Consider the following 20196-nt stretch of genomic DNA (forward strand, 5'->3'; position numbering starts at 1 on the left):
GCGGTTGCAAATATACTAAGTTTTTTAGTTTAACAAAATTATTCTCATTTGTTTTTAAAAAAATGTTTCAGGAAAACTTTTCTTCATCAGTAAGGTTAGAGTTAAAAGCTATAGCTTCAGACTGTATCAAAATCAGTAAAGAATTATACCTCAGGACTGGATAGTTAAGCCACCTAAAAGCTTTAAGGAATGTATCGCTAAACATACAAATCAGTAGTGTGCAAATTCAGAATAGATTTTCAGCCAGATTATTTCAAAGTCAGAGGTTTTACTAGTATTTTAGCGTCAAACAATTGATCCATGAGAAAAATAATATTACCACTAGTAGTGGCTTTGAGTCTTATAGGCTGCAAAACACAAATGAAAGATGTCACTGAAGTTGATCCCGTTCGGTTTTCAAAATCGATAACCTCTTCAGAATTAAGTGATTATCTATACACAATAAGTTCGGACGAATTTGAAGGCAGGGATACTGGCAAAGAAGGTCAGAAAAAAGCAGCTCAATACCTTAAGAATTACTACAGCAGTTTGAATATTCAGGGAGGTTCTATGGAAGATGAGCCTTATTTCCAAACTATTGATTCTTCTTACTTCAATGGTAAATTGCCTTCTAGTGAAAATGTAATTTCTATCATTAAAGGGAGTGAATTGCCTGAAGAGTATCTTGTGATTACTTCACACTACGACCATGTTGGTATTAAGGATGGTGAAATTTATAATGGAGCTGATGATGATGGTTCTGGAACTGTAGCGATAATGGAAATTGCAGAAGCTTTTCAGAAAGCGGTTTCGGAAGGTTACAGACCAAGACGATCTGTGGTTTTCCTTCATGTTACAGCAGAAGAAAAAGGACTTTTGGGTTCTAAATACTATTCAGAAAATCCTATTTATCCTTTAGATAATACAGTGGCTAACTTGAATATTGACATGATTGGCCGTATCGATGATGATCATAAAGAGGATTCGAACTATGTTTACCTCATAGGTAGTGATAAGTTGAGCACAGAGCTTCATGAAATTTCTGAAGTCGCAAACTCTAAGTATACCAACCTTAACCTGGACTATACTTACAATGACGATAATGATCCTAACAGATTTTACTATAGAAGTGATCATTACAACTTTGCAAAATTTGATATTCCAATTATTTTTTACTTCAATGGTGTTCATGAAGATTATCATAAACCAACTGATACACCAGATAAAATTGAATACGAATTGCTAGAAAAGAGAGCTAAGCTGGTATTTTTTACTGCCTGGGAAATTGCAAATCGCGATGAAAGACCATTTGTAGATAAACCTACTTTATAAAAGACAAATATTATAACAAAAAATGGCAACTGTAAAGTTGCCGTTTTTTTTGTTTTAGATATTAGCTGATCCTTTACCTTGTCTTATTAGTTCTGGTTCTGGTTGAGTAAGATCAATAACCGTAGAAGCCATGTTATCTCCATATCCGGCATCAATGACTATATCCACTAACTTATCCCATTTTTCTACTATAAGTTCTGGATCTGTAGTGTATTCAACCACATCATCATCATCTTTTATTGATGTCGAAATAATAGGATTTCCAAGGTGATGTACAAGCATTTGGGCTATCCTATTGTCCGGAACACGTATTCCTACAGTTTTTTTCTTCTTAAAAACCGAAGGCAAATTATTGTTACCTGGTAAAATAAAGGTGTAAGGTCCTGGTAAATTACGTTTTAATATTTTGAATGTTGCAGAGTCGAGCTGAGCAACATACTCAGAAAGATTGCTTAAATCTTCGCATACAAAGGAGAAATTCGCTTTTTCAAGTTTTACTCCTTTAATTCGTGCAATTTTCTCTAAAGCTTTAGTATTATTAATATCACATCCTAAACCATATACCGTGTCTGTGGGGTATATGATTAAACCACCATCTTTAAGAACTTTTGCAATGCGTTTTATTTCTTTTTCTGAAGGATTTTCTTCGTAAAGTTTGATGAGTTCTGCCATGTCTTTTAGTTTTAATGAAACTCAATTTACAAAATTATTGATCTAAAGATGATCTTTTTTTAATGGTATTAACTTTACTAGTGATGTAAGAAATAATAGCACCAAAGATGGCAATGCCGTTAAGGATTAAGATACTCGCTGCCAGTTTTCCAGGATTAGTCACAGGGTAATAATCTCCATAGCCTACGGTTGTAATTGTGATATAACTCCACCACAAAGCATCTTCAGCGGTTTTAATGTTGCCTACATCCTGTTCGATATGCAGTACCAAAGTGGTGCTTAAAATCAAAATCACTGTCGAAATAAAAACAATCAAGCCATAAAGGCTAGACCTTTTATTACTTATGATATATGCGTAAAGAATTTTGTAGGATCTTAAAATTCTGACTATCCTGAAAATCCTCAGCATTCTAACGTAACTAAACTCAGACATGACAGGTATTGAGGATAGTAAATCGATCCATCCGTAAGTGAAAAAATATCTCCAACGTTTTTTTCTCTTATATAACTGAATAAAAAAATCGTACAAAAACACGGCACATAACCCCAGATCATAATAATGAATAAGTTTATTTAACTCCGAATTTTGATCAATAAAAAAAGTTAAGCCTAATAGTGCGATACTTAAAATTGAGAGTAAGGCAACAATAAGCTTAGTTACGGAATTCATTAAGAGATGATTTTAAGTTTTGCAAATTTCAAGATGAGATTTTTAACACCTCCATTTTCAAATTTTATAGATGCTTTTTTATCCATTCCGGCACCTTCAACATTCATAACCTCTCCTTTACCAAATCTGGTATGTTCTACAATTTGACCTGCATCCAACTGAATAGGTTTTGCTTTTTGAGCAGGAAGTTCTTCTCCTTCTGGTTTTACTTTTCTAAGTCGCCTTAATTGTTGTTCTGTAGGTTTATGACTTGGTGGCGGAGTTCCATTGGTTGGCTTGGTTTGTCTCAATTTGCTTTTGTCGACGTCGTCAAAAATGTCTTTGTCAATTAAAGATTTGTATCTGTAGTCATCTTTAGGAATCATAAAATCCAGATACTGGTCATCAATTTCTTCAATAAATCGACTAGGCTCGGCATCTATCAATTTTCCCCATCTATACCTGGAAAGCACATAAGTCAAATATGCTTCTTTTTCTGCGCGGGTTAAAGCTACATAGAAGAGACGTCGTTCTTCTTCCAATTCAGACCTTGTATTCATACTCATGGCTGAAGGGAAGAGGTCTTCTTCGAGCCCTACGATATATACGTAAGGAAATTCGAGTCCTTTAGCCAGGTGAATCGTCATTAGCGCAACTCTGTCTTCCTCTGCCGTTTCTTTATCAAGATCGGTGGCTAATGCCACATCTTCCATAAATTCTGAAAGGGATCCGGTAGAATCTACGATTTCCTTTTGTCCTTCCACAAAATCGCTAATACCATTTAAGAGCTCTTCAATATTTTCAATTCTAGCAATACCTTCTGGTGTACCGTCTTTTTTGAATTCTTGAAGCAGACCAGTTTTTTTTGCAACTATTTCAGTGATCTCAAGAGCATTCAGTTTCTCATTCTGAACCTGAAAACTTTTAATCATGTTGACAAAGTTGATCAGTTTGGTTTGAGTTCCTCTATTGATCTTTAGATCCAGCTTTGTAATGTTTTCAATAATTTCAAAAATCGTTCTTTTGTAATGATTGGCTGCTAGCGTCAGCTTATCCAAGGTGGTTTGTCCAATTCCTCGAGAAGGATAATTGATTACTCTTTTTAAAGATTCCTCATCTTTTGGATTGATAATCAGTCTTAAATAGGCCAAGACATCTTTAATTTCTTTACGCTGATAAAAAGACAACCCACCATAAATTCTGTAAGGAATATCTTTACGACGTAAAGCGTCTTCAATCGCTCTACTCTGTGCATTGGTTCGGTATAGAACTGCAAAATCACCATTTTTGGCTCCTTCCTGCATTCGTTTTTCGGTCACCGAGTTCGCTACAAATCGACCTTCCTCAGCATCATTGATAAGTCGATTGACATGAATTTTGGAACCGTTTGTATTTTGTGTCCAAACCACTTTATCCAGTTTGGTTTTATTTTTTTCGATGATGGAATTGGCAGCTTCTACTATATTTTTGGTAGAACGGTAATTTTGTTCAAGTCTGTAGGATTTTACATCACTATAATCCTTTTGAAAATTTAAAATATTATTGATGTTTGCCCCACGAAATGCATAAATACTTTGCGCATCATCGCCCACCACACATATATTTTGGAATCGGTCACTTAAAGCTCTTACGATTAAGTATTGTGAGTGATTGGTATCCTGATACTCATCTACTAAAATGTATTTGAATTTCTGCTGATATTTAGCCAGTACATCTGGAAAACGAGTTAAAAGTTCGTTGGTTCTCAACAGTAAATCGTCAAAATCCATAGCGCCGGATTTAAAGCATCGATCCACATATTCCTGATAAATATCTCCCATACGAGGACGTTTTGCCATTGCATCTGCTTCTTGCAATTCTGGATTTTGATGATAGGCTTTCACAGTGATTAAACTGTTTTTGAAAGACGAAATTCTGGATTGAATTTGCTTGTATTTATAAATATCCTTGTCGAGGTTCTTTTCTTTGATGATCGTTCTTATCAGTTGCTGAGAATCATTACTATCATAAATTGTAAAATTGGAAGGGAATCCCAATTTATCCCCTTCAAACCTCAATATTTTTGCAAACACAGAGTGAAAGGTTCCCATCCACAAGTTTTTAGCTTCAGGACCAACAATTTCAGAAATCCTATGTTTCATTTCTCTTGCAGCCTTGTTGGTAAAGGTCAGTGCGAGAATATTAAAAGAATCTACACCTTCACTCATCAAATAAGCAATTCTATAAGTAAGAACTCTGGTTTTGCCAGATCCAGCTCCAGCAATTACAATCATTGGACCATCTTTTTGTAAGACTGCCTCACGCTGGGCTTCGTTTAATTGTTCAATATAATTCTGCAAGAGTTGAATTTTTTAGATTATTACATTCACTTCAAAATTAGTGATTTTTGCAAGCATTCTTTGACTTATCACTTGTAAAAAATTAAATCAATAAAACATAAAATACGCTTTAATATTTATATTTGAAAAAAAACTTCATAATGGTATCTTTTTCTGAATTTTTAAATTATTTAGCTTACTTGCTTCCAGCGCTAATTGCCGGTGGAATAGGCTATTATTTTTTTAAAACCTATGTCGATCACCAAAAAGAAATACAATATTTAGAACTCAGAAAAGAAAATCGGAGTGAGGTATTACCAATACGCCTTCAAGCATTTGAACGTTTAGTACTTTTTCTTGAGCGTATATCCCCAGGCCAATTATTAGCCCGGGTAAAACCTGTTGGTGATAACAAATATGATTATGAAAATCTTCTTATTGCTTCTATAGAGCAGGAATTTGAGCATAATCTAGTACAACAGGTATATGTAAGTCAAAAATGCTGGGATGCTGTAAAGGCCTCCAAAAATTCTACTATTTCACTTATACGAAGAACGAGTATGAGTGATAAAATCACAAATGCTCAGAAATTAAGAGAAGTTATCTTAACGGATTTGCTGGAGAAATCATCTCCAAGCGATACTGGTATAGCTTATGTGAAAACTGAAATCAAAAAACTGTTTTAATATCTGTTATTGAAAAAGGTTTTCTCTCTTACAGAGAAATCATTTACTAGTTTTTGAATATTTGATTTATGTTTGCTAGACTGCATTAATGTGTCAAGCAATTCTCTGCAAAATTTTTTAAACTGCCACACAGGATGGAAGACACCTTCCATCAAATGTTTATAATTACTTTCAGTAAACGTATCTATCTGATATAAATATCCAAAGGCATGACGCCTTACTTGATATGGGTATCCTGTTTGAGTGTGGCTACTCAATTCAGAAAACACCGTTGACTTTTCATTAGGTTTATAATCTGGAGTTGCAAGATTTAAGGTGAGCCATAAAAGCTTTACATTTTTATCTTGAAAGCCTATGATATCACTGGTCCGATCGAGGTATCTATGTCTATCTTCTGGAAAAGACATCCAAAGATGTAATAATGCTTTTTCTATTGTCGTGTAAGATTCATCATCAAGTAAAGTCTCATAATCAGTCTTGAGGGCTCTTGGAACCGAAGAAAGGGAATTTGCGATGGCTTGACTCACATAAAGATTGTTGGTTTCGAGGGCTTTTTTATAAAGAGGAAGAGCTAATTTTAAATCTTCACTACTTAATTGATAAACCGCTTCTTGGCCTAAGTAGTCGTTTACGGGAAAATCAAGAGCTTCATCAAGCCGTTCAGTTTTAAAAGTTAATCGAGTTTCTCTAAAAGCTACCAATTTCATGTAGTCTTGAATGAACTTATTTTTTTTCAAATACCTAAGGCTTTCCCGTGACTGAAAGGCTTTTTGATTAAGCCACCGCTCCTCAAAATTGTCTAATGTTAGACCATATTCAAGTTCTACCTCTTTCATGAAATCGCTAGTATTTACATTACTGAAAGCGTATTTTTTTAAGTAGTTTTCGACTGCTTTTTCAAAAACATCTTCTCCCACAATTTCTCTTAAAATAATAAGTGCCCAAGCCCCTTTTTGATAATAGGTGAGGGAAGAACCACCTTTATTTACCAGAACTTGACCTTTGCCAGTATCACTAAGAGCTTTAAGCTCTTCTGCAGTTTTATAGATTTTAAAATAATAATAATCATCTCCAAAAATCTCTCGCTCTACTTCCAAGGCATAAAACGTTGCAAATCCCTCATGAAGCCAGTGATGTTTCGAAGAAGTTTCTGTTACTAAATTGCCAAACCATTGGTGAGCGAGCTCATGAGCCTGAACATTCACAAAGCTTCTATCGTTCGCACCTATCTCATCGACCACAAACTCTTCAGAAAACGTATTCAGCGTTGTGTTCTCCATTCCAGCATATAAAAAGTCTCTTACAGGCACTTGTTTAAAATTTTGCCATGGATAATTTATATTGATTTTGCTTTCTAGAACATTGAAAATCTTTTCATGATGCTTATAAGTCGAACTCACTTTATCTGCATGTCTGGTTTCAATATATAATTGAAGTGGAGTGCCATTCTCACTCTTACTTGCCGCTTTGGTAAAGTCCCCCATTGCAAAAGCTACGAGATAACTACTCATGGGTTGGTTCATCTCAAAAGTCCACGATTTGTGGTTCAACCGGGACCTGGTCCTTGACAGCTTTCCATTAGCGATGACTTCATAATTTTTTGGAGCTAAGTAGGTAATATTGAAAATGATCTTATCATTCATATCATCTAAGCTGGGGAGCCAATGGGAAGTATATTTACCCTGACCCTGAGTCCAAACCTGGGATGGATACTCTTTAAGATTTGAATTAAACCCAACATAATAAAGAGCTTGTTGAGTTTGACATTCGTAAGAAAATTCAGCCGTGTACTCTGTATCTTTTTTAAAATTACTGGTTATCCAAATTTTATCATTTTCTTCAACTATTTTCAAAGGGTTTGTTTCTGAAGTCTTAATTTTCATATCAACACCATCCAAGTAAATGGAGTCAATATCTTTTAGTGTTTTAAATCTGATTAGGACTTTGCCTTTGACTTTAAAATTTACAGTGTCGATTTCGACACTTGCATCCATATCTAAGAAATCGACTTTTTCGGTTTGTTGCCCATAGCAAAAACCCATTGAAAAAAGTATTAAGAATACTATTCTAATCATATTTCAAAGTTAGTATTTAAAATAAAAAAAGCTGCTAGAATTAACTAGCAGCTTTAGACTTAAGTATTAGAATTTGATTCTAATTTACATCCCAGAATAGTGGGGTTTGTTGAGTATCTCCTCCTATTGCTTGCGAAGCAGCATTGTAATTTGCTTCATTCAAGTTTTGTTCATTAATAGGGTAAGTATATCTTACAGGAACTGGATTTCCAGAAGATTCAGGTATATTAAGACTTGGCTCATCATACTTTCTCCAAGCAGACCATCCTTCTAAAGGATTATCAAACATCGCAATCCAGAACTGAGTTCCTATTAAAGCATTAGAGTCTGCAGAGTTATAAACAACTCCTGGACTAGCTAAATAATCATCAATAGCATTTTGATCATCGATGCCAGCATAATTCATAGAAGCTGTTATACCATTATTATAATGAGTTTGTGCATCACCAAAAACATTATAATTAAGTTCTGATGCAGTAGCTAAATGAAATGAAACTTCTGCAAAATCCAAAAATATACCTGGATGCGTTGGATCTCTAAAGTTTTCACCAATATGAGTTGATCCGGAAAAAGGATTTTGTGCTCCGTAAGTACCACCTTCGTAAACACCGTCACCAAGATTTTGATCAAAATAGTACGTACGTCTAGGATCATCAAGATCATTCATAATGTCAACAATTGTATTTGCCGCAACATAATCAGATCTACCACTTTGCACTAAATCTTCCCATAGAGGATTAGTATTAGGAGGAGAGCTTTGATAAGCAATAATTGCATTATCCTGATTTCCTGTGAATACACCTTTACTTGCCGCATCTTCTGCAGCATCTTGGGATAGACCTGGATTACTATCAGAAATTCTCATCGCTAATCTTAATTGTAATGAGTTGTTGAATTTACTCCATTTGCTCATATCTCCTCCAAATATTACATCTGGTCCTGTAAATCCTTGTCCAGAACCTAAAAGTGTACTTGCAGTTTGAAGTCTTTCAATAAGATCTTGATAGATAACAGCATCATCTTCATAAGCTGGCAGAGTAACTGTTTCTGCTTCTAAAGCTTCATTATAAGGGATGTCACCAAAAGTATCAACTAAAACTTGCCAAGCATATACTTGTATAACTTCTATTTGTCCAATACGTGCATCTTTTTCACCTTGAGTTAGATTTTCGCTTTCGTTGATGTAGTCTTTAGCATCGTCAAGATCTAACAATACATCTCTGTAAATTTCTGACCATTGCGACTGTGGAATATTTCTATTTGTCAAATCGTAATTTGGCTCATCAACATAAGTTGTAGCCGTCAGGTATTGACTAATAAATCTAAATATATTGATATTTACATTTGGACTAGCCAAAAAATCTCCCAAACTAACCGTTGCTGAAGTAAATAAAAAGTCTTCTGATACTTCAGTTGGGTTCTTTGGGTCTTGATTTAGCCTTTCATATTTTTCATCATCTGAACAAGATATGAAGAGAAAGGCCACTATAAATGTTACTAAGTATTTTTTCATTTTTTATTGTTTAAAAATTAAACCTAAGATTTAGCCCGTATTGCTTCATTGCCGGATACGCTCCAGATTGATAACCCTGTATGTTACCAGAACTTAAACCAGCCTCAGGGTCTGAGTAAGGTAAGTTTTTATCAATGATCCATAAGTTTCTACCAATGAATGAAATTGAAGCATTTGTGAATGGAAGCTTATCAAGGATTTTATCACCAAAGTCATAAGTTAAACTTAATTCTCTTAACTTAATATAAGATGCATCATACACATGACCTTTGTTTGCGTCTCTTGCGTATCCATAAGGATTTGCATATGTATCAAACGGAACTCTAGTTTGATTTTGCGATCCGTCTGCATTTACACCTGGTAAGATTATACCACCACTATCAGCTCCGCCTGTTAAAGGAGCCCTCATTTCATTACCAAGATCATTAATACCTGCAGTTACATCATACACACCAGTAGCCATACCGTACCATGTATCTAGTGAGAAAATATCACCACCTTCTTGTATATCAATTAAGAAACTAAATCTAAAATTTTTATATTTAAAAGAGTTTGTAATACCTGCATTCCAGTCTGGCTGGATATTACCAATTATATTGTTGTTTGAAGATGTTGTTTCATAATATCCTGCTTCATTAACAATTTTATTACCAGCATCATCATAAACATAATCAGAACCTCTTATCGCTCCGTAAGGTTCGCCTGGAGCAGCATTAATAGATACACCACCCTGAAGGCTTGCTAACTGAAGATTATCAATACCCTCAGTAAGGCTTATTACTTCATTTCTATTTCTAGACCAGTTCATGCTTACGTTCCAGCTAAAATCATTTAGTTTCACTGGAGTACCGCTAAGAAGTACTTCAAATCCTTTATTTTCGATCTCACCAGCATTTAATAATTTTCTGGTGTATCCTGTAGCATTAGAAACCGGAACCGGAGTAATTTGGTCTTCTGTTCTTGTTCTGTAGTAAGAAAAGTCTAAACTTAGTCTATTATCTAAGAAACTTGATTCCAAACCTATCTCAAAAGATTTCGAGGTTTCAGATTTTAACTCAAGATTGTTAAGTGTACTGTTTAAACTTGCAACACCTTGACCATTGAAAGGAGTTGATACTACATACGTGTTAAATACTCTATAAGGACTTGTTGAACTACCTACCTGAGCATAATTGGCTCTTAATTTAGCAAAACTCAACCAATCTCTTTCTATAATATTTGAAAGTAAAACACTGGTAGAAACAGAAGGATAAAAATATGTGTTATCATCTTCTGGTAAAGTAGAAGATCTATCTCTTCTCATTGTAGCTTCTACATAATATGTGTTTAAGTAACCCAAACTAGCTCTAGCAAATATACCGTCAAGCATTTCGTCCGCTTCATATTCTGAAGGAGGATTTAGTGGGTCTTTACTATTACTTAATGCAAAGAAATTAGGAGCATTTAAGCCTCCGTTAGTGGATGCTCTTATAGACGATTGCTCATTTCTTCTAAGGTTAAAGCCAATATTACCATCAAGATTTAAATCATCGTTCAAATCTTTATTGAAATTTAATATTAAATCATAATTGTACTCAGCAACTCTATTATCGAATCTAGAATATCCTGAGACCCCTACAGATCCAACATTTTTACGTTCTTCCTGTAATTCGCTGTAAGTATCGAATGTGAATCGACCTAATACGCTAAATACATCACTGATTTGATAATTCAAATTGATATTACCAAAATAACGATTACGTGTATCAGTTTGATAATTCTCATATCTAGTAAAGTAAGGATTATCAGTATAAATAGGGCTTAAGTTTTCGGGACCATTTGGATTCCAGGTAATGTTATTTCCTGTTGAAAAATAAGCATCACGTTGCTTGTAAAGGTCAACATTTGATTGATTCCACTGTCTAAAAGACTGCATAACATTTAGAGCGTCATATCCTGTACCATATCTTCCTTTTCCATCAGTCTTGATGAAATTGAAATTAGAGCTTACCTGAAAGTTATCAGTTAAATCGTGAGATGCTGAAAACTTTATGTTGTTTCTTGTAATGCTACTATTAGGCAGACTTCCTTCCTGATCTAAATTTGTAAAACCGATTCTGTAAGTACTTTTATCAGTTCCGCCATCTAAAGCAACAGAATTGATCATAGTATAACCTGTTTCCCATATATCATTTGGAGTATATTCTGCAGCATCCCAAGGTGAAGCTTGTTGATATGTGTCCAATTCTGGATATATAGAATTCCACTGATAGATCATTCTGTCTGGGTCAAAAGCTGCACCAAAAGAAGCATCCTCAGTAAAAGGCGTTGTCTCGTCTAAAACACCATCACCATTTACATCATAAAGGTTGAAATAACCATCTTCAGATTGATAATATGGTCCATAACCAGCTCCATATTTTCGCTGATAGTTTGGTAAAGTTTCATCATCTGCATTTGAAAACATAACCGAAGATCTCACAGTTACACCAATACCTTTATTTTTTTGACCTCTTTTCGTCTCAATAATGATAACCCCGTTAGCGGCTCTTTCACCGTAAAGTGCAGAAGCAGCTGCACCACGTAGAACGTTTATGGATTCAATGTCATCTGGATTGATATCCGCAGCAGCGTTACCATAGTCATATCCACCTTGGCCTGCTCGTTGGCCTCCGGTATTAGAGTTTTGATTGATGATTGGTGTACCATCAACAACAAAAAGAGCCTGATTGTTACCTGTTAAAGAGGCATTACCTCTTATAACAACATTGGTAGAACCTCCCATTGTCCCAGAAGATTTTACTTTAAGACCAGCAACCTTACCAGATAATGCGTTAGTGAAGTTTTGAGTCGCAACATCAGATACTTCATTTCCGCCAACTTGTTGAGTCGCGTAACCTAAAGATTTCTTCTCTCTTTTAATACCCAAAGCAGTAACAACGACTTCATCAAGTTGTCCTGTATCAGGTTCTAATGTAATGTCGAAAGAATTTTTATTTCCGACTGTTACCCTTTTTTCTTTCATTCCTAAATAAGAAAATACTAAAACAGCATCATCACCCACTTGAAGAGAAAATTCTCCATCAAAGTTGGTTTGGGTGCCATTTGCAGTTCCTTCCTCAATTACGTTGACACCTGGTAAGGGTAGTCCAGAATTGTCAACTACAGTTCCTGTCACTTCTTGATTCTGCGCCAATCCCACATGGGAGATTAAAGCGAAAATGAATAAAAAGATCCAATTTACATTTTGTTTCATTTGTTAGTTTTTTTATTAGAATTAGCCACGTCGAAACTAATAGTAATTTAACTAGTTAACAAATGCATAACGTTAAATTTACATAATTTAGTAAATCACAGTTAGATTTTTCAATTATTGCTTTGATTTTCATTGTAATAAAATATTCAAAAATTATCTAAAAACAGACCAATCCAATTTTAAGGAAAAAACATTGGAGTAGAGGGCAAGGCTTTGGTCACCAATATCGGTAAGGGCATAATCAATTTGAATTCCTTTGTATTTGAAACCAACTCCAAAGTTGGGCTGAAAGCCAATTTCAGTACCATTGCCTCCCAATTGTTCAAGATTTTGGAAATTACCAACTCCGCCGCGTAGATAAACTAAATTGACATATCCAACTTCAAAACCAAAAGCAGGAGTGGCACTTACAGATCCAGAAGAAATAATATCGTTGGTTTGAGCGAACCTCATGTCTAAATTTACTGAAGTGTTGAGATCAAAATCTCTAGTTAGTGCAGTGTTTTTTGCAACTCCAATCTGTAGTTTTGGTAATGTAATTTCAGAGGCTTCAGGTGTCGATTGATTTTGTCCGTCTATGGCATTCTGAATTGTAGCCAATTCAGAATCATCAAAAGTCCATGTATTATATGTGGTTGTGATGTCTCTTGCCATAACTCCAAAGTACCAAGAGTTTTTTTGAAATTGAATTCCAGCATCAAAACCAAAGCCCCAGGCATTGGCAAAGTCACCAATAACTCTTCTTATAACTTTGGCGTTTACGCCGTACGAAAACCCTTCGAGAGGGAGGTTTCTCGCATAAGATAAGGTAAAAGCATAATCTGCTGTAGAGAATAGACTAATGCGATTATAATCAATATTCCCTTGTTCATCAATAAGTTGGGTAGTATTTAAAATATCATCAACACCAAATCTAATTATACTGAAGCCAACAGCGCTCTTACTGTCAATCGGCATCGCACCAGCGACATAATTATAAGTAGCAATGTTGGCGAAATAATTGGCATGCATTGCAGAAACCTGATTATCTTCCAAATGAACCAGGCCTGCAGGATTCCAATATCCAGAATTTACATCTCTGGTCGTAGCTGTCACCGCATTTGCCATTCCGAAAGCAGCTGCGTCTACTCCAATATTTAAGAATTCGTTGGAATATTTTGCTGTTTGAGGAAAAGCAAAAAATGTTGAAAACGATATTAATATGAAGGTGAACCTCTTCAATACATTAATTATTTTGAGCAAATATGCTACAATTAATAATATTAAAACTTATTTTGCTATTTCTTATTGTACAAAACTATTTGACTTTATGATATTGATAAAAAGACAAATTCCAAACTTTATAACGCTTTTAAATTTACTCTCAGGTTCTGTTGCTACTGTATTTGCAGTTCAGGGAGAATTGAGTCTGGCTACTTTATTTGTTGCTTTAGGGATTTTCTTTGATTTTTTTGATGGTTTAGCTGCAAGAGTATTGAATGTGAAAAGTGATTTAGGTTTACAGCTAGATTCGCTCGCAGATATGGTAACAAGCGGGCTGGTCCCTGGGTTAGTAATGTGTCAGCTTTTATCGCAATCTATCGGTTCTTCAACAGGTTTAGTCTTTTTGTCTTCAGACGTAAATTGGATGATTTTTACAGGGCTTATAATTACATTAGGCTCTGCTTACAGGTTAGCAAAATTCAATATTGATGAGCGACAGACCGATAGTTTTATAGGTTTGCCTACCCCTGCAAATGCATTATTGATTTTAAGTTTAGCGCTCATCTTAGAGTACCATCCAGAATCCTTAATCTCATCCTGGTTTGAAAATACATATGTTCTTGTTTTTATATCTATAATTAGTACATTATTACTTAATGCAGAATTAAAATTGTTTGCTTTGAAATTCAAGAACTTAAATTTTAAAGAAAATTGGTTTAGATATTTTATTCTCGTCTTCTCAATTGTAACCTTAGTTTGGCTTCAATTCATAGCTATTCCACTCATAATTTTGACTTATATACTATTATCCATAGCACTACAGATGAGAGATTAAATTATCCTCTTCTTTTCGTGACTGCAAATAATAAAATGAATAGTGCTAAAAAATTTGAAATTCTAGGAATAAAATCACCAAACTTCACGTAAAACGTTTCGCCTTCATAGAGTGGCAGGTTGTATTTCAAAATAGTTTTTTCATTGTATTGCGACTTTTCAAGAACAGTCCCATCTTTATCTATAAACCCAGATATTCCAGTGTTTGCGCTTCTTGCTATAGCCCGTCTTGTTTCTATAGCCCTTAATCTTGCGTAACTCCAATGCTGTAAATGACCTTGGGTTTCACCCCACCAGGCGTCGTTGGTAATAATAGCTAATGCATTTGCTCCATTGGATACATAGCCATTAACAAATTCGCCATAAACAGATTCATAGCAAATAATAGGAGCAACTCCATAGCCGTTGTTCAATTTGAAAACGCTTCGTTCTTCTTGCGTTGTTTTCATGGCAACAGTTCCTCCAAGATCTATCATGATATCCCCTAGTAAAGGCTTGAGTGTAGATTGATAAGGAAAGTTTTCAACTCCCACGACTAATTTTGACTTATGGTAAAATTCATGCTCAGTATCCTTTCTTTCAAATACAGCACTATTATAATCGTTGAACCAAACTCCCTTTCTTAAAAAATTAGTTTGAGTAGAGACTTGAGTTTCATCTCGTAAAATCTGGTACATCGATATGCCAAAAAGAATATTAAGGTTTTCGTTCTGAGCAAAAAGATCCTGAGAAAATCTTTGAGCTTGAGAATATCTGTAATTTTTGATATCGACACCCTCAGCAAAAACAGTCTCAGGAGCTATAAGAAGTTGTTCTTTATCGCTAAGAAGCGGTTCAGCTAACTCTTTTAGATTCTCAGAAATTCCTTTGTTGTCTGTATTATATTTTTCAGCATAAGGGTCTACATTAGGTTGCAGACTTAATGTTTCAATTGTGTTTTCTGAATTTGTTTCAGGTTTTATTAAAATGCTGATAATAATGGGTATGGTAATTATTATTACAAACCTTAGGCCTGTGCGAAACAAAATGCTTTTATCTTTATGTTGAATGTATAGCAAAACTCCCTTAAATAGTATAAAGTTGGAAATTAAAATCCAAAGGCTTCCGCCAAAAGTCCCTGTGTATTCATACCATTGAATAAAATTTATGTCGTTTGCGAAAACATTGCCTAAATTTAACCAAGGCCAAGAGAACTCCCATCCTAGATGTAGTTTTTCGAAGCTAAGCCACAATGCAATGAAAAAAGAAGAAGCTGCTGTAAAAGCAACTCTTTTAGCAATGATATGATAAATCAGAAAAACTAAACTCATTAACAGGGAGTTTGCGAGAATAGCAAAAACTCCACCAAATGGAGTTGAGAAGTAAAGCCAATAAGTGGTGAATGTATTCCAGATCAAAAAGCTGAGAAAGGCATAACCAAATGTTCTTAAATTCGTTCTTCTGAAATTATCTTTTCTAATATCAAATTCTGCAATAAGAAGAGGTACAAATCCTATAAAACTCAACGGACTAAAACCAGTGGTAGGCCAACTTAATGCTAATAACAGTCCAGAGGTTAAGGCTAAAAGTATATTTTTCAAACTAATAATTTTTTCAAATTTACTTTAAAATTGAGGGCTTCGAAAGAAATTCTTGCAAACTAAATATTTAAATATGTGGTTCAGGAAATATATTTTATAAATTTGGCCATTATCATCCTGAATTATGAAAATTAACCAAGTCAATCATTTTGAAATTTCTGAGAGAAAGGTATTACTAAGAATTTTTGATGTAGTTTTTGTTTGGCTTGCACTTTTCATTACTACAGAAAATTCCACGTTCACTTACTTCCCCTTTAAATCTAACGTATGGACATGGTTAATCACCTTAGGATTTTATATTTTACTGTTTGGAACTGTTTTCGAAATTTATAATTTACAAAAAGCTGAATCTAGAAAAGCAACTGTAAAGAATGTAGTACTTACTAGTCTTCTTGTTACCCTGTTTTTTTTATTAACTCCAGTTTTTTCTCCTCCATTGCCAGATAATCGTTTTCAGATTATCTATTTTTTTGGAATTTTAGTGTCAACATTATTGGTCTGGAGATTCCTTTACATAGGATTAATTACTTCACCAAGATTCTTTAAACGAGTCTTGATTGTTGGTGATGATGTAGATATTGACAAAATAGGGAATGACTTATTGTTAAACGATCCCAACTATGAAATCAAAGGGTTTATAAGCACAAAAGAAAAATCATCAGCAAACTTTGCATCCTATAAATTGAACGAACTCCAAGATATCGTTCTTAAATACAAAGTAGGCGAGATTGTAGTAGCAAACTCCATGGAGGGATTAAGTTCTGATCTTTACCAAGCTTTGGTTCCTCTTTTGAAAACAGGATTTCCAATTAAAGCATATGCGCACGTTTATGAAGAAATTACAAGCAAAGTGCCTATTCAATATGTTGATAATGACTTTTATTTTTATTTTCCATTTAGTAGGAGCAATCAGAATCGACTTTACTTATTATATCACAGATTGGTTGATATTATAATGAGTTTAATTGGTTTAGTCTTTGGGCTCATTATTCTGCCATTCATACTAGTTGGAAACCTGATAGGAAATAGAGGTAGTTTATTTTATAAACAACTTAGGTTAGGTAAATCTGGTAAAGAATTTAATATTATAAAATTCAGAACCATGGTGAAAAATGCAGAAAGAAATGGAGCACAACTTGCATCCAAAGGTGATGTGAGAATCACCAAATTCGGTAATTTTTTAAGAAGAACTCGTCTCGATGAGACCCCTCAATTTTTTAATGTGCTAAAAGGAGATATGAGTTTGATAGGACCAAGGCCAGAAAGACCGGAGTTTGTCAAAACGTTATCAGAAAAAATACCTTTCTATGAAGTAAGGCAAGTGATCAAACCTGGGCTTACAGGTTGGGCTCAAGTCAATTCAAAATATGCAAACTCAGATGAAGATATGATTGAAAAGCTTCAATACGATCTTTATTACATAAAGCACAGAAGTGTTTTTTTAGATTTAAGGATTATTCTTAAGACAATAAGTACAATTATATTCTTCAGAGGTCAATAATTATTCATCGAAGGCTAAGACATCTTTAGAGTTAAAGCCAATTTTGATGGTATTTCCTAACACAGGCTCACTAGTAACAACTGTTAGGTGTTCTCCATTATCCAATTTCAAGAGCAATTGAGAGTGAGTTCCTAGAAAAGTTCTTTTAAGTATTTCAGCTTCAGATACATAATCGCAATCTTGGTTTACAGTAAGACTTTCATTTCTGATGGCGTGACAACAATCTTCTTTTAGTGGACACTTGAAGGCTGTTTGTAAACCTTTATTAAGTTGAACAGTATTTCCGAATAAGGATGCTACATAAATAGATTGAGGTTTTTTATATAAAGCAGAAGCTTCATCTTTTTGCACCAATCTACCATTTTGAAGTATCAAAATTTCATCTGCTACTGCCAACGCATCCTGAGTGTCATGAGTCACAAAAATGGCTGTAACTCCAGTTTTTTTTATGATATTGAAAACTTCATTTCTTAATCTGTGTCTCATCATCGCATCTAGATTACTGAAAGGTTCATCTAAAATTAATACCGATGGTTTAGGAGCTAGGGCTCTAGCTAATGCAACTCTTTGTTGCTGTCCTCCTGATAATTCATGAGGGTAACGTTTTTCAAAACCTTTTAAACCAACAAGACTCAGGGTTTCTAAAGCAACATCTTTTTTTGATTTTGATTTTTTTATACCATAGATTACATTCTCTAATACAGAAAGGTGAGGAAATAAGGCGTACTCTTGAAAAACCATTCCTACATCTCTTTTTTCTGGAGCTATGTTTTTTTTGATGGAAGCTACAAGTTGGTTTTCAATATGAATTTCTCCAGAATCTAATTCTTCCAATCCAGCAATCAATCGGATAAGTGTTGTTTTACCACTCCCACTTTCACCAACTACTGCGCAGATATCTCCTTTTTTGACGAAAAAAGATATGTTATCGAGCGCTTTTACCTTTCCTTGGTCATAAGACTTTGATAAGTTAGAAATGTTAAGTGTTGCTTGCATTCTTCAAAAGTAACTTATTTAAAAAAATTGCGGGAATTAATGCCGTTAATATTATGAGAAGAGAAGGAAGTGCTGCAGAACTTACCATTTCATCACTAGCGTATTCAAAAGCCTTAACGGCCAAAGTATTTACGTCATAAGGTTTCATGATTAAAGTAAGCGGTAATTCCTTCAGAATATCAATGAAGACAAGAATAAAAGCACTCAATAATCCAGTTCTTATGAGGGGAAACTCAATTTTGAAGAAGGTTCTGAAGTTTCCTTTGCCTAATACTTTAGAAGAATCAGATAAGCTTCTGTCTATTTTTAGACTAGAAGACTCTAGGGGTTGGTAGGCTACAGCTAGAAACCTTACTACATATGCATATACTAATGCAATTAATGTCGCATTCAAAATCAGTTTTGAAGTAATATTTTTTTCGATTAACCACTTATCTAGGTATAAACTAGGTATTAAAACACCTATAGCAATTATAATCCCAGGAATCGCATAACCTAAAACACCAAGCTTTGAGGTGGTTTTAAGCAATTCAATTTTATTCCATTTTGTAAAAAAGAGTAGGAGTAGAGCTATCAAAACGGTAACCGAAGCAGTTAGAAAAGCAATGCCAAAACTTTCAAGGGTAATTGAAATAAATTCAACATTCCAAACTTTAGAAAAAGTTTGTTTTACCCAGATAACTAACTGGACAACAGGTAAAATGAAACCTAAAAAAACAGGAACAAAGCAAATCATACTAAACCAAATTTGATTACTCATTTTTGGTTTTAACCTTGAGTTGTAATTTTGCTTTGAAGATTTTGCTGAAGTGAAGTTCAGATTTCTTCTTTGCCACTTTTCGAAAAGTATTAATCCGAATACAATAATCAAAAGGATGGCTGATAAATAGATAGCAGTTTCAGGCTCTCCAAGAGAAAACCAGGATCTAAAAATCCCAGTAGTAAATGTACTTACTCCGTAATAACTTGCAGCACCGTAGTCATTCAATACTTCCATAAGTACTAAGACTAATCCTGCTATTACAGCTGGACGAGCTAGTGGGAAAATAAGCTTGAAAAAAGATTTGAATTCACTTATTCCAAGCATTCTTGAAGCTTCGAGTAAATTGGTTGCCTGAGCTAGAAAAAAAGTTCTACAACTTACATAAACATAGGGAAAGAGTGAGATGCTGAGAACAAATGAGAGGCCGTAAATGTTCATGAATTCTATTCTGAAACTATCTACTCCCATTATTTCCATAAAGTTTGAAAATACTCCAGAATATCCAAAAACACCAGCATAAGCATAGGCCATAATATAAGCGGGGACCGACAGTGGTAAAATTAGAAGCCACTCCAATTGTTTTCTGAAAGGAAATTCAAACCTGGAAACCAGCCAAGCTGTTGTAACTCCGAAGACAATAACAATGATAGAACAGAAAATGGCTAATAGAAATGAATTTTGCAAATAGTCAAACAGTACGTAGTCTACTATATGATTCCAGCTTTCTCCAGGACCGTCAAATAATTTGAGGCCTATGGTGAGAATAGGGATGGCTACTACTGCTAAGATTAACAACAACAAAAGAGACCATCTATTGAGGTCTCTTTTGAGTTTGTAAAATCTATCTTTTATGTTCAACT

At 34.5% G+C, this 20196-nt stretch carries 14 protein-coding genes; 4 read left to right on the forward strand and 10 right to left on the reverse strand.

Translation table 11 applies throughout. The annotated features are described in order from the left end of the window. Positions 1 to 300 precede the first annotated feature (300 nt). Complete coding sequence (locus ACFQ0R_RS01695; RefSeq protein ID WP_379656639.1) at positions 301 to 1311, forward strand: M28 family metallopeptidase; 1011 nt, start codon at positions 301 to 303, stop codon at positions 1309 to 1311. Between the two features lie 54 nt (positions 1312 to 1365). Here ACFQ0R_RS01695 and ACFQ0R_RS01700 read toward each other — a convergent pair whose 3' ends face one another. The 3 genes from ACFQ0R_RS01700 to ACFQ0R_RS01710 are packed head-to-tail and all read right to left on the reverse strand — an operon-like array spanning position 1366 to position 4971. Then, the gene (locus tag ACFQ0R_RS01700; RefSeq protein ID WP_379656640.1) at positions 1366 to 1983 is read right to left on the reverse strand and encodes an L-threonylcarbamoyladenylate synthase; all 618 of its coding nucleotides are present in this window, start codon (positions 1981 to 1983) and stop codon (positions 1366 to 1368) included. A gap of 34 nt (positions 1984 to 2017) precedes the next feature. Continuing rightward, on the reverse strand, positions 2018 to 2653 hold the full coding sequence (locus ACFQ0R_RS01705) for a potassium channel family protein (protein ID WP_379656641.1): 636 nt from the start codon (positions 2651 to 2653) through the stop codon (positions 2018 to 2020). Further along, positions 2653 to 4971: an ATP-dependent helicase gene (locus ACFQ0R_RS01710; protein WP_379656642.1), complete on the reverse strand. Its 2319-nt coding sequence runs from the start codon at positions 4969 to 4971 to the stop codon at positions 2653 to 2655. Before ACFQ0R_RS01710 ends, ACFQ0R_RS01705 begins: the two co-directional genes overlap by 1 nt. Positions 4972 to 5111: 140 nt before the next feature. Here ACFQ0R_RS01710 and ACFQ0R_RS01715 point away from each other — a divergent pair, with 140 nt between their 5' ends. Beyond that, on the forward strand, positions 5112 to 5636 hold the full coding sequence (locus tag ACFQ0R_RS01715) for a DUF7935 family protein (RefSeq protein ID WP_379656643.1): 525 nt from the start codon (positions 5112 to 5114) through the stop codon (positions 5634 to 5636). Here ACFQ0R_RS01715 and ACFQ0R_RS01720 read toward each other — a convergent pair. The 4 genes from ACFQ0R_RS01720 to ACFQ0R_RS01735 all read right to left on the reverse strand — a co-directional run bounded on the left by ACFQ0R_RS01720 (position 5633) and on the right by ACFQ0R_RS01735 (position 13680). Then, positions 5633 to 7711: a M1 family metallopeptidase gene (locus ACFQ0R_RS01720; protein WP_379656644.1), complete on the reverse strand. Its 2079-nt coding sequence runs from the start codon at positions 7709 to 7711 to the stop codon at positions 5633 to 5635. The two genes, ACFQ0R_RS01715 and ACFQ0R_RS01720, sit on opposite strands and share 4 nt — an antisense overlap. A gap of 79 nt (positions 7712 to 7790) precedes the next feature. Continuing rightward, a complete protein-coding gene (locus tag ACFQ0R_RS01725) occupies positions 7791 to 9224 on the reverse strand; it encodes a SusD/RagB family nutrient-binding outer membrane lipoprotein (protein WP_379656645.1) in 1434 nt (477 codons plus the stop codon). Between the two features lie 10 nt (positions 9225 to 9234). Then, positions 9235 to 12459, reverse strand: a complete 3225-nt coding sequence (locus ACFQ0R_RS01730) for a SusC/RagA family TonB-linked outer membrane protein (RefSeq protein ID WP_379656646.1) — start codon at positions 12457 to 12459, stop codon at positions 9235 to 9237. A gap of 153 nt (positions 12460 to 12612) precedes the next feature. After that, complete coding sequence (locus ACFQ0R_RS01735; protein ID WP_449314338.1) at positions 12613 to 13680, reverse strand: putative type IX sorting system protein PorV2; 1068 nt, start codon at positions 13678 to 13680, stop codon at positions 12613 to 12615. An 88-nt stretch (positions 13681 to 13768) separates the two neighbouring features. Here ACFQ0R_RS01735 and ACFQ0R_RS01740 point away from each other — a divergent pair, with 88 nt between their 5' ends. After that, the gene (locus ACFQ0R_RS01740; RefSeq protein WP_379656647.1) at positions 13769 to 14497 is read left to right on the forward strand and encodes a CDP-alcohol phosphatidyltransferase family protein; all 729 of its coding nucleotides are present in this window, start codon (positions 13769 to 13771) and stop codon (positions 14495 to 14497) included. Position 14498: 1 nt separating this feature from the next. On the opposite strand, the gene lnt is transcribed toward ACFQ0R_RS01740, so the two are convergent. Continuing rightward, positions 14499 to 16076, reverse strand: a complete 1578-nt coding sequence (gene lnt, locus ACFQ0R_RS01745; protein ID WP_379656648.1) for an apolipoprotein N-acyltransferase — start codon at positions 16074 to 16076, stop codon at positions 14499 to 14501. Between the two features lie 124 nt (positions 16077 to 16200). Here lnt and ACFQ0R_RS01750 point away from each other — a divergent pair, with 124 nt between their 5' ends. Continuing rightward, positions 16201 to 17577: a sugar transferase gene (locus tag ACFQ0R_RS01750; protein WP_379656649.1), complete on the forward strand. Its 1377-nt coding sequence runs from the start codon at positions 16201 to 16203 to the stop codon at positions 17575 to 17577. Here ACFQ0R_RS01750 and ACFQ0R_RS01755 read toward each other — a convergent pair whose 3' ends face one another. After that, positions 17578 to 18573, reverse strand: coding sequence for an ABC transporter ATP-binding protein (locus tag ACFQ0R_RS01755; RefSeq protein ID WP_379656650.1), 996 nt, complete (start codon positions 18571 to 18573; stop codon positions 17578 to 17580). It lies immediately after the preceding gene. Then, positions 18557 to 20194 (reverse strand): ABC transporter permease, encoded by a 1638-nt coding sequence (locus ACFQ0R_RS01760; RefSeq protein WP_379656651.1) that lies wholly within the window; start codon positions 20192 to 20194, stop codon positions 18557 to 18559. Before ACFQ0R_RS01760 ends, ACFQ0R_RS01755 begins: the two co-directional genes overlap by 17 nt. Between the last annotated feature and the right edge of the window lie 2 nt (positions 20195 to 20196).

Origin of the sequence: Psychroflexus salinarum, assembly GCF_042677225.1 — a bacterium.
In the GTDB taxonomy this organism is placed as follows: Bacteria; Bacteroidota; Bacteroidia; order Flavobacteriales; family Flavobacteriaceae; genus Psychroflexus; species Psychroflexus salinarum.

Coding starts and splice junctions, on each gene's coding strand:
- ACFQ0R_RS01695 (WP_379656639.1), top strand. CDS start 301: ATGAGAAAAATAATATTACCACTAGTAGTGGCTTTGAGTCTTATAGGC.
- ACFQ0R_RS01700 (WP_379656640.1), bottom strand. CDS start 1,983: ATGGCAGAACTCATCAAACTTTACGAAGAAAATCCTTCAGAAAAAGAA.
- ACFQ0R_RS01705 (WP_379656641.1), bottom strand. CDS start 2,653: ATGAATTCCGTAACTAAGCTTATTGTTGCCTTACTCTCAATTTTAAGT.
- ACFQ0R_RS01715 (WP_379656643.1), top strand. CDS start 5,112: ATGGTATCTTTTTCTGAATTTTTAAATTATTTAGCTTACTTGCTTCCA.
- ACFQ0R_RS01720 (WP_379656644.1), bottom strand. CDS start 7,711: ATGATTAGAATAGTATTCTTAATACTTTTTTCAATGGGTTTTTGCTAT.
- ACFQ0R_RS01725 (WP_379656645.1), bottom strand. CDS start 9,224: ATGAAAAAATACTTAGTAACATTTATAGTGGCCTTTCTCTTCATATCT.
- ACFQ0R_RS01730 (WP_379656646.1), bottom strand. CDS start 12,459: ATGAAACAAAATGTAAATTGGATCTTTTTATTCATTTTCGCTTTAATC.
- ACFQ0R_RS01740 (WP_379656647.1), top strand. CDS start 13,769: ATGATATTGATAAAAAGACAAATTCCAAACTTTATAACGCTTTTAAAT.
- ACFQ0R_RS01750 (WP_379656649.1), top strand. CDS start 16,201: ATGAAAATTAACCAAGTCAATCATTTTGAAATTTCTGAGAGAAAGGTA.
- ACFQ0R_RS01755 (WP_379656650.1), bottom strand. CDS start 18,573: ATGCAAGCAACACTTAACATTTCTAACTTATCAAAGTCTTATGACCAA.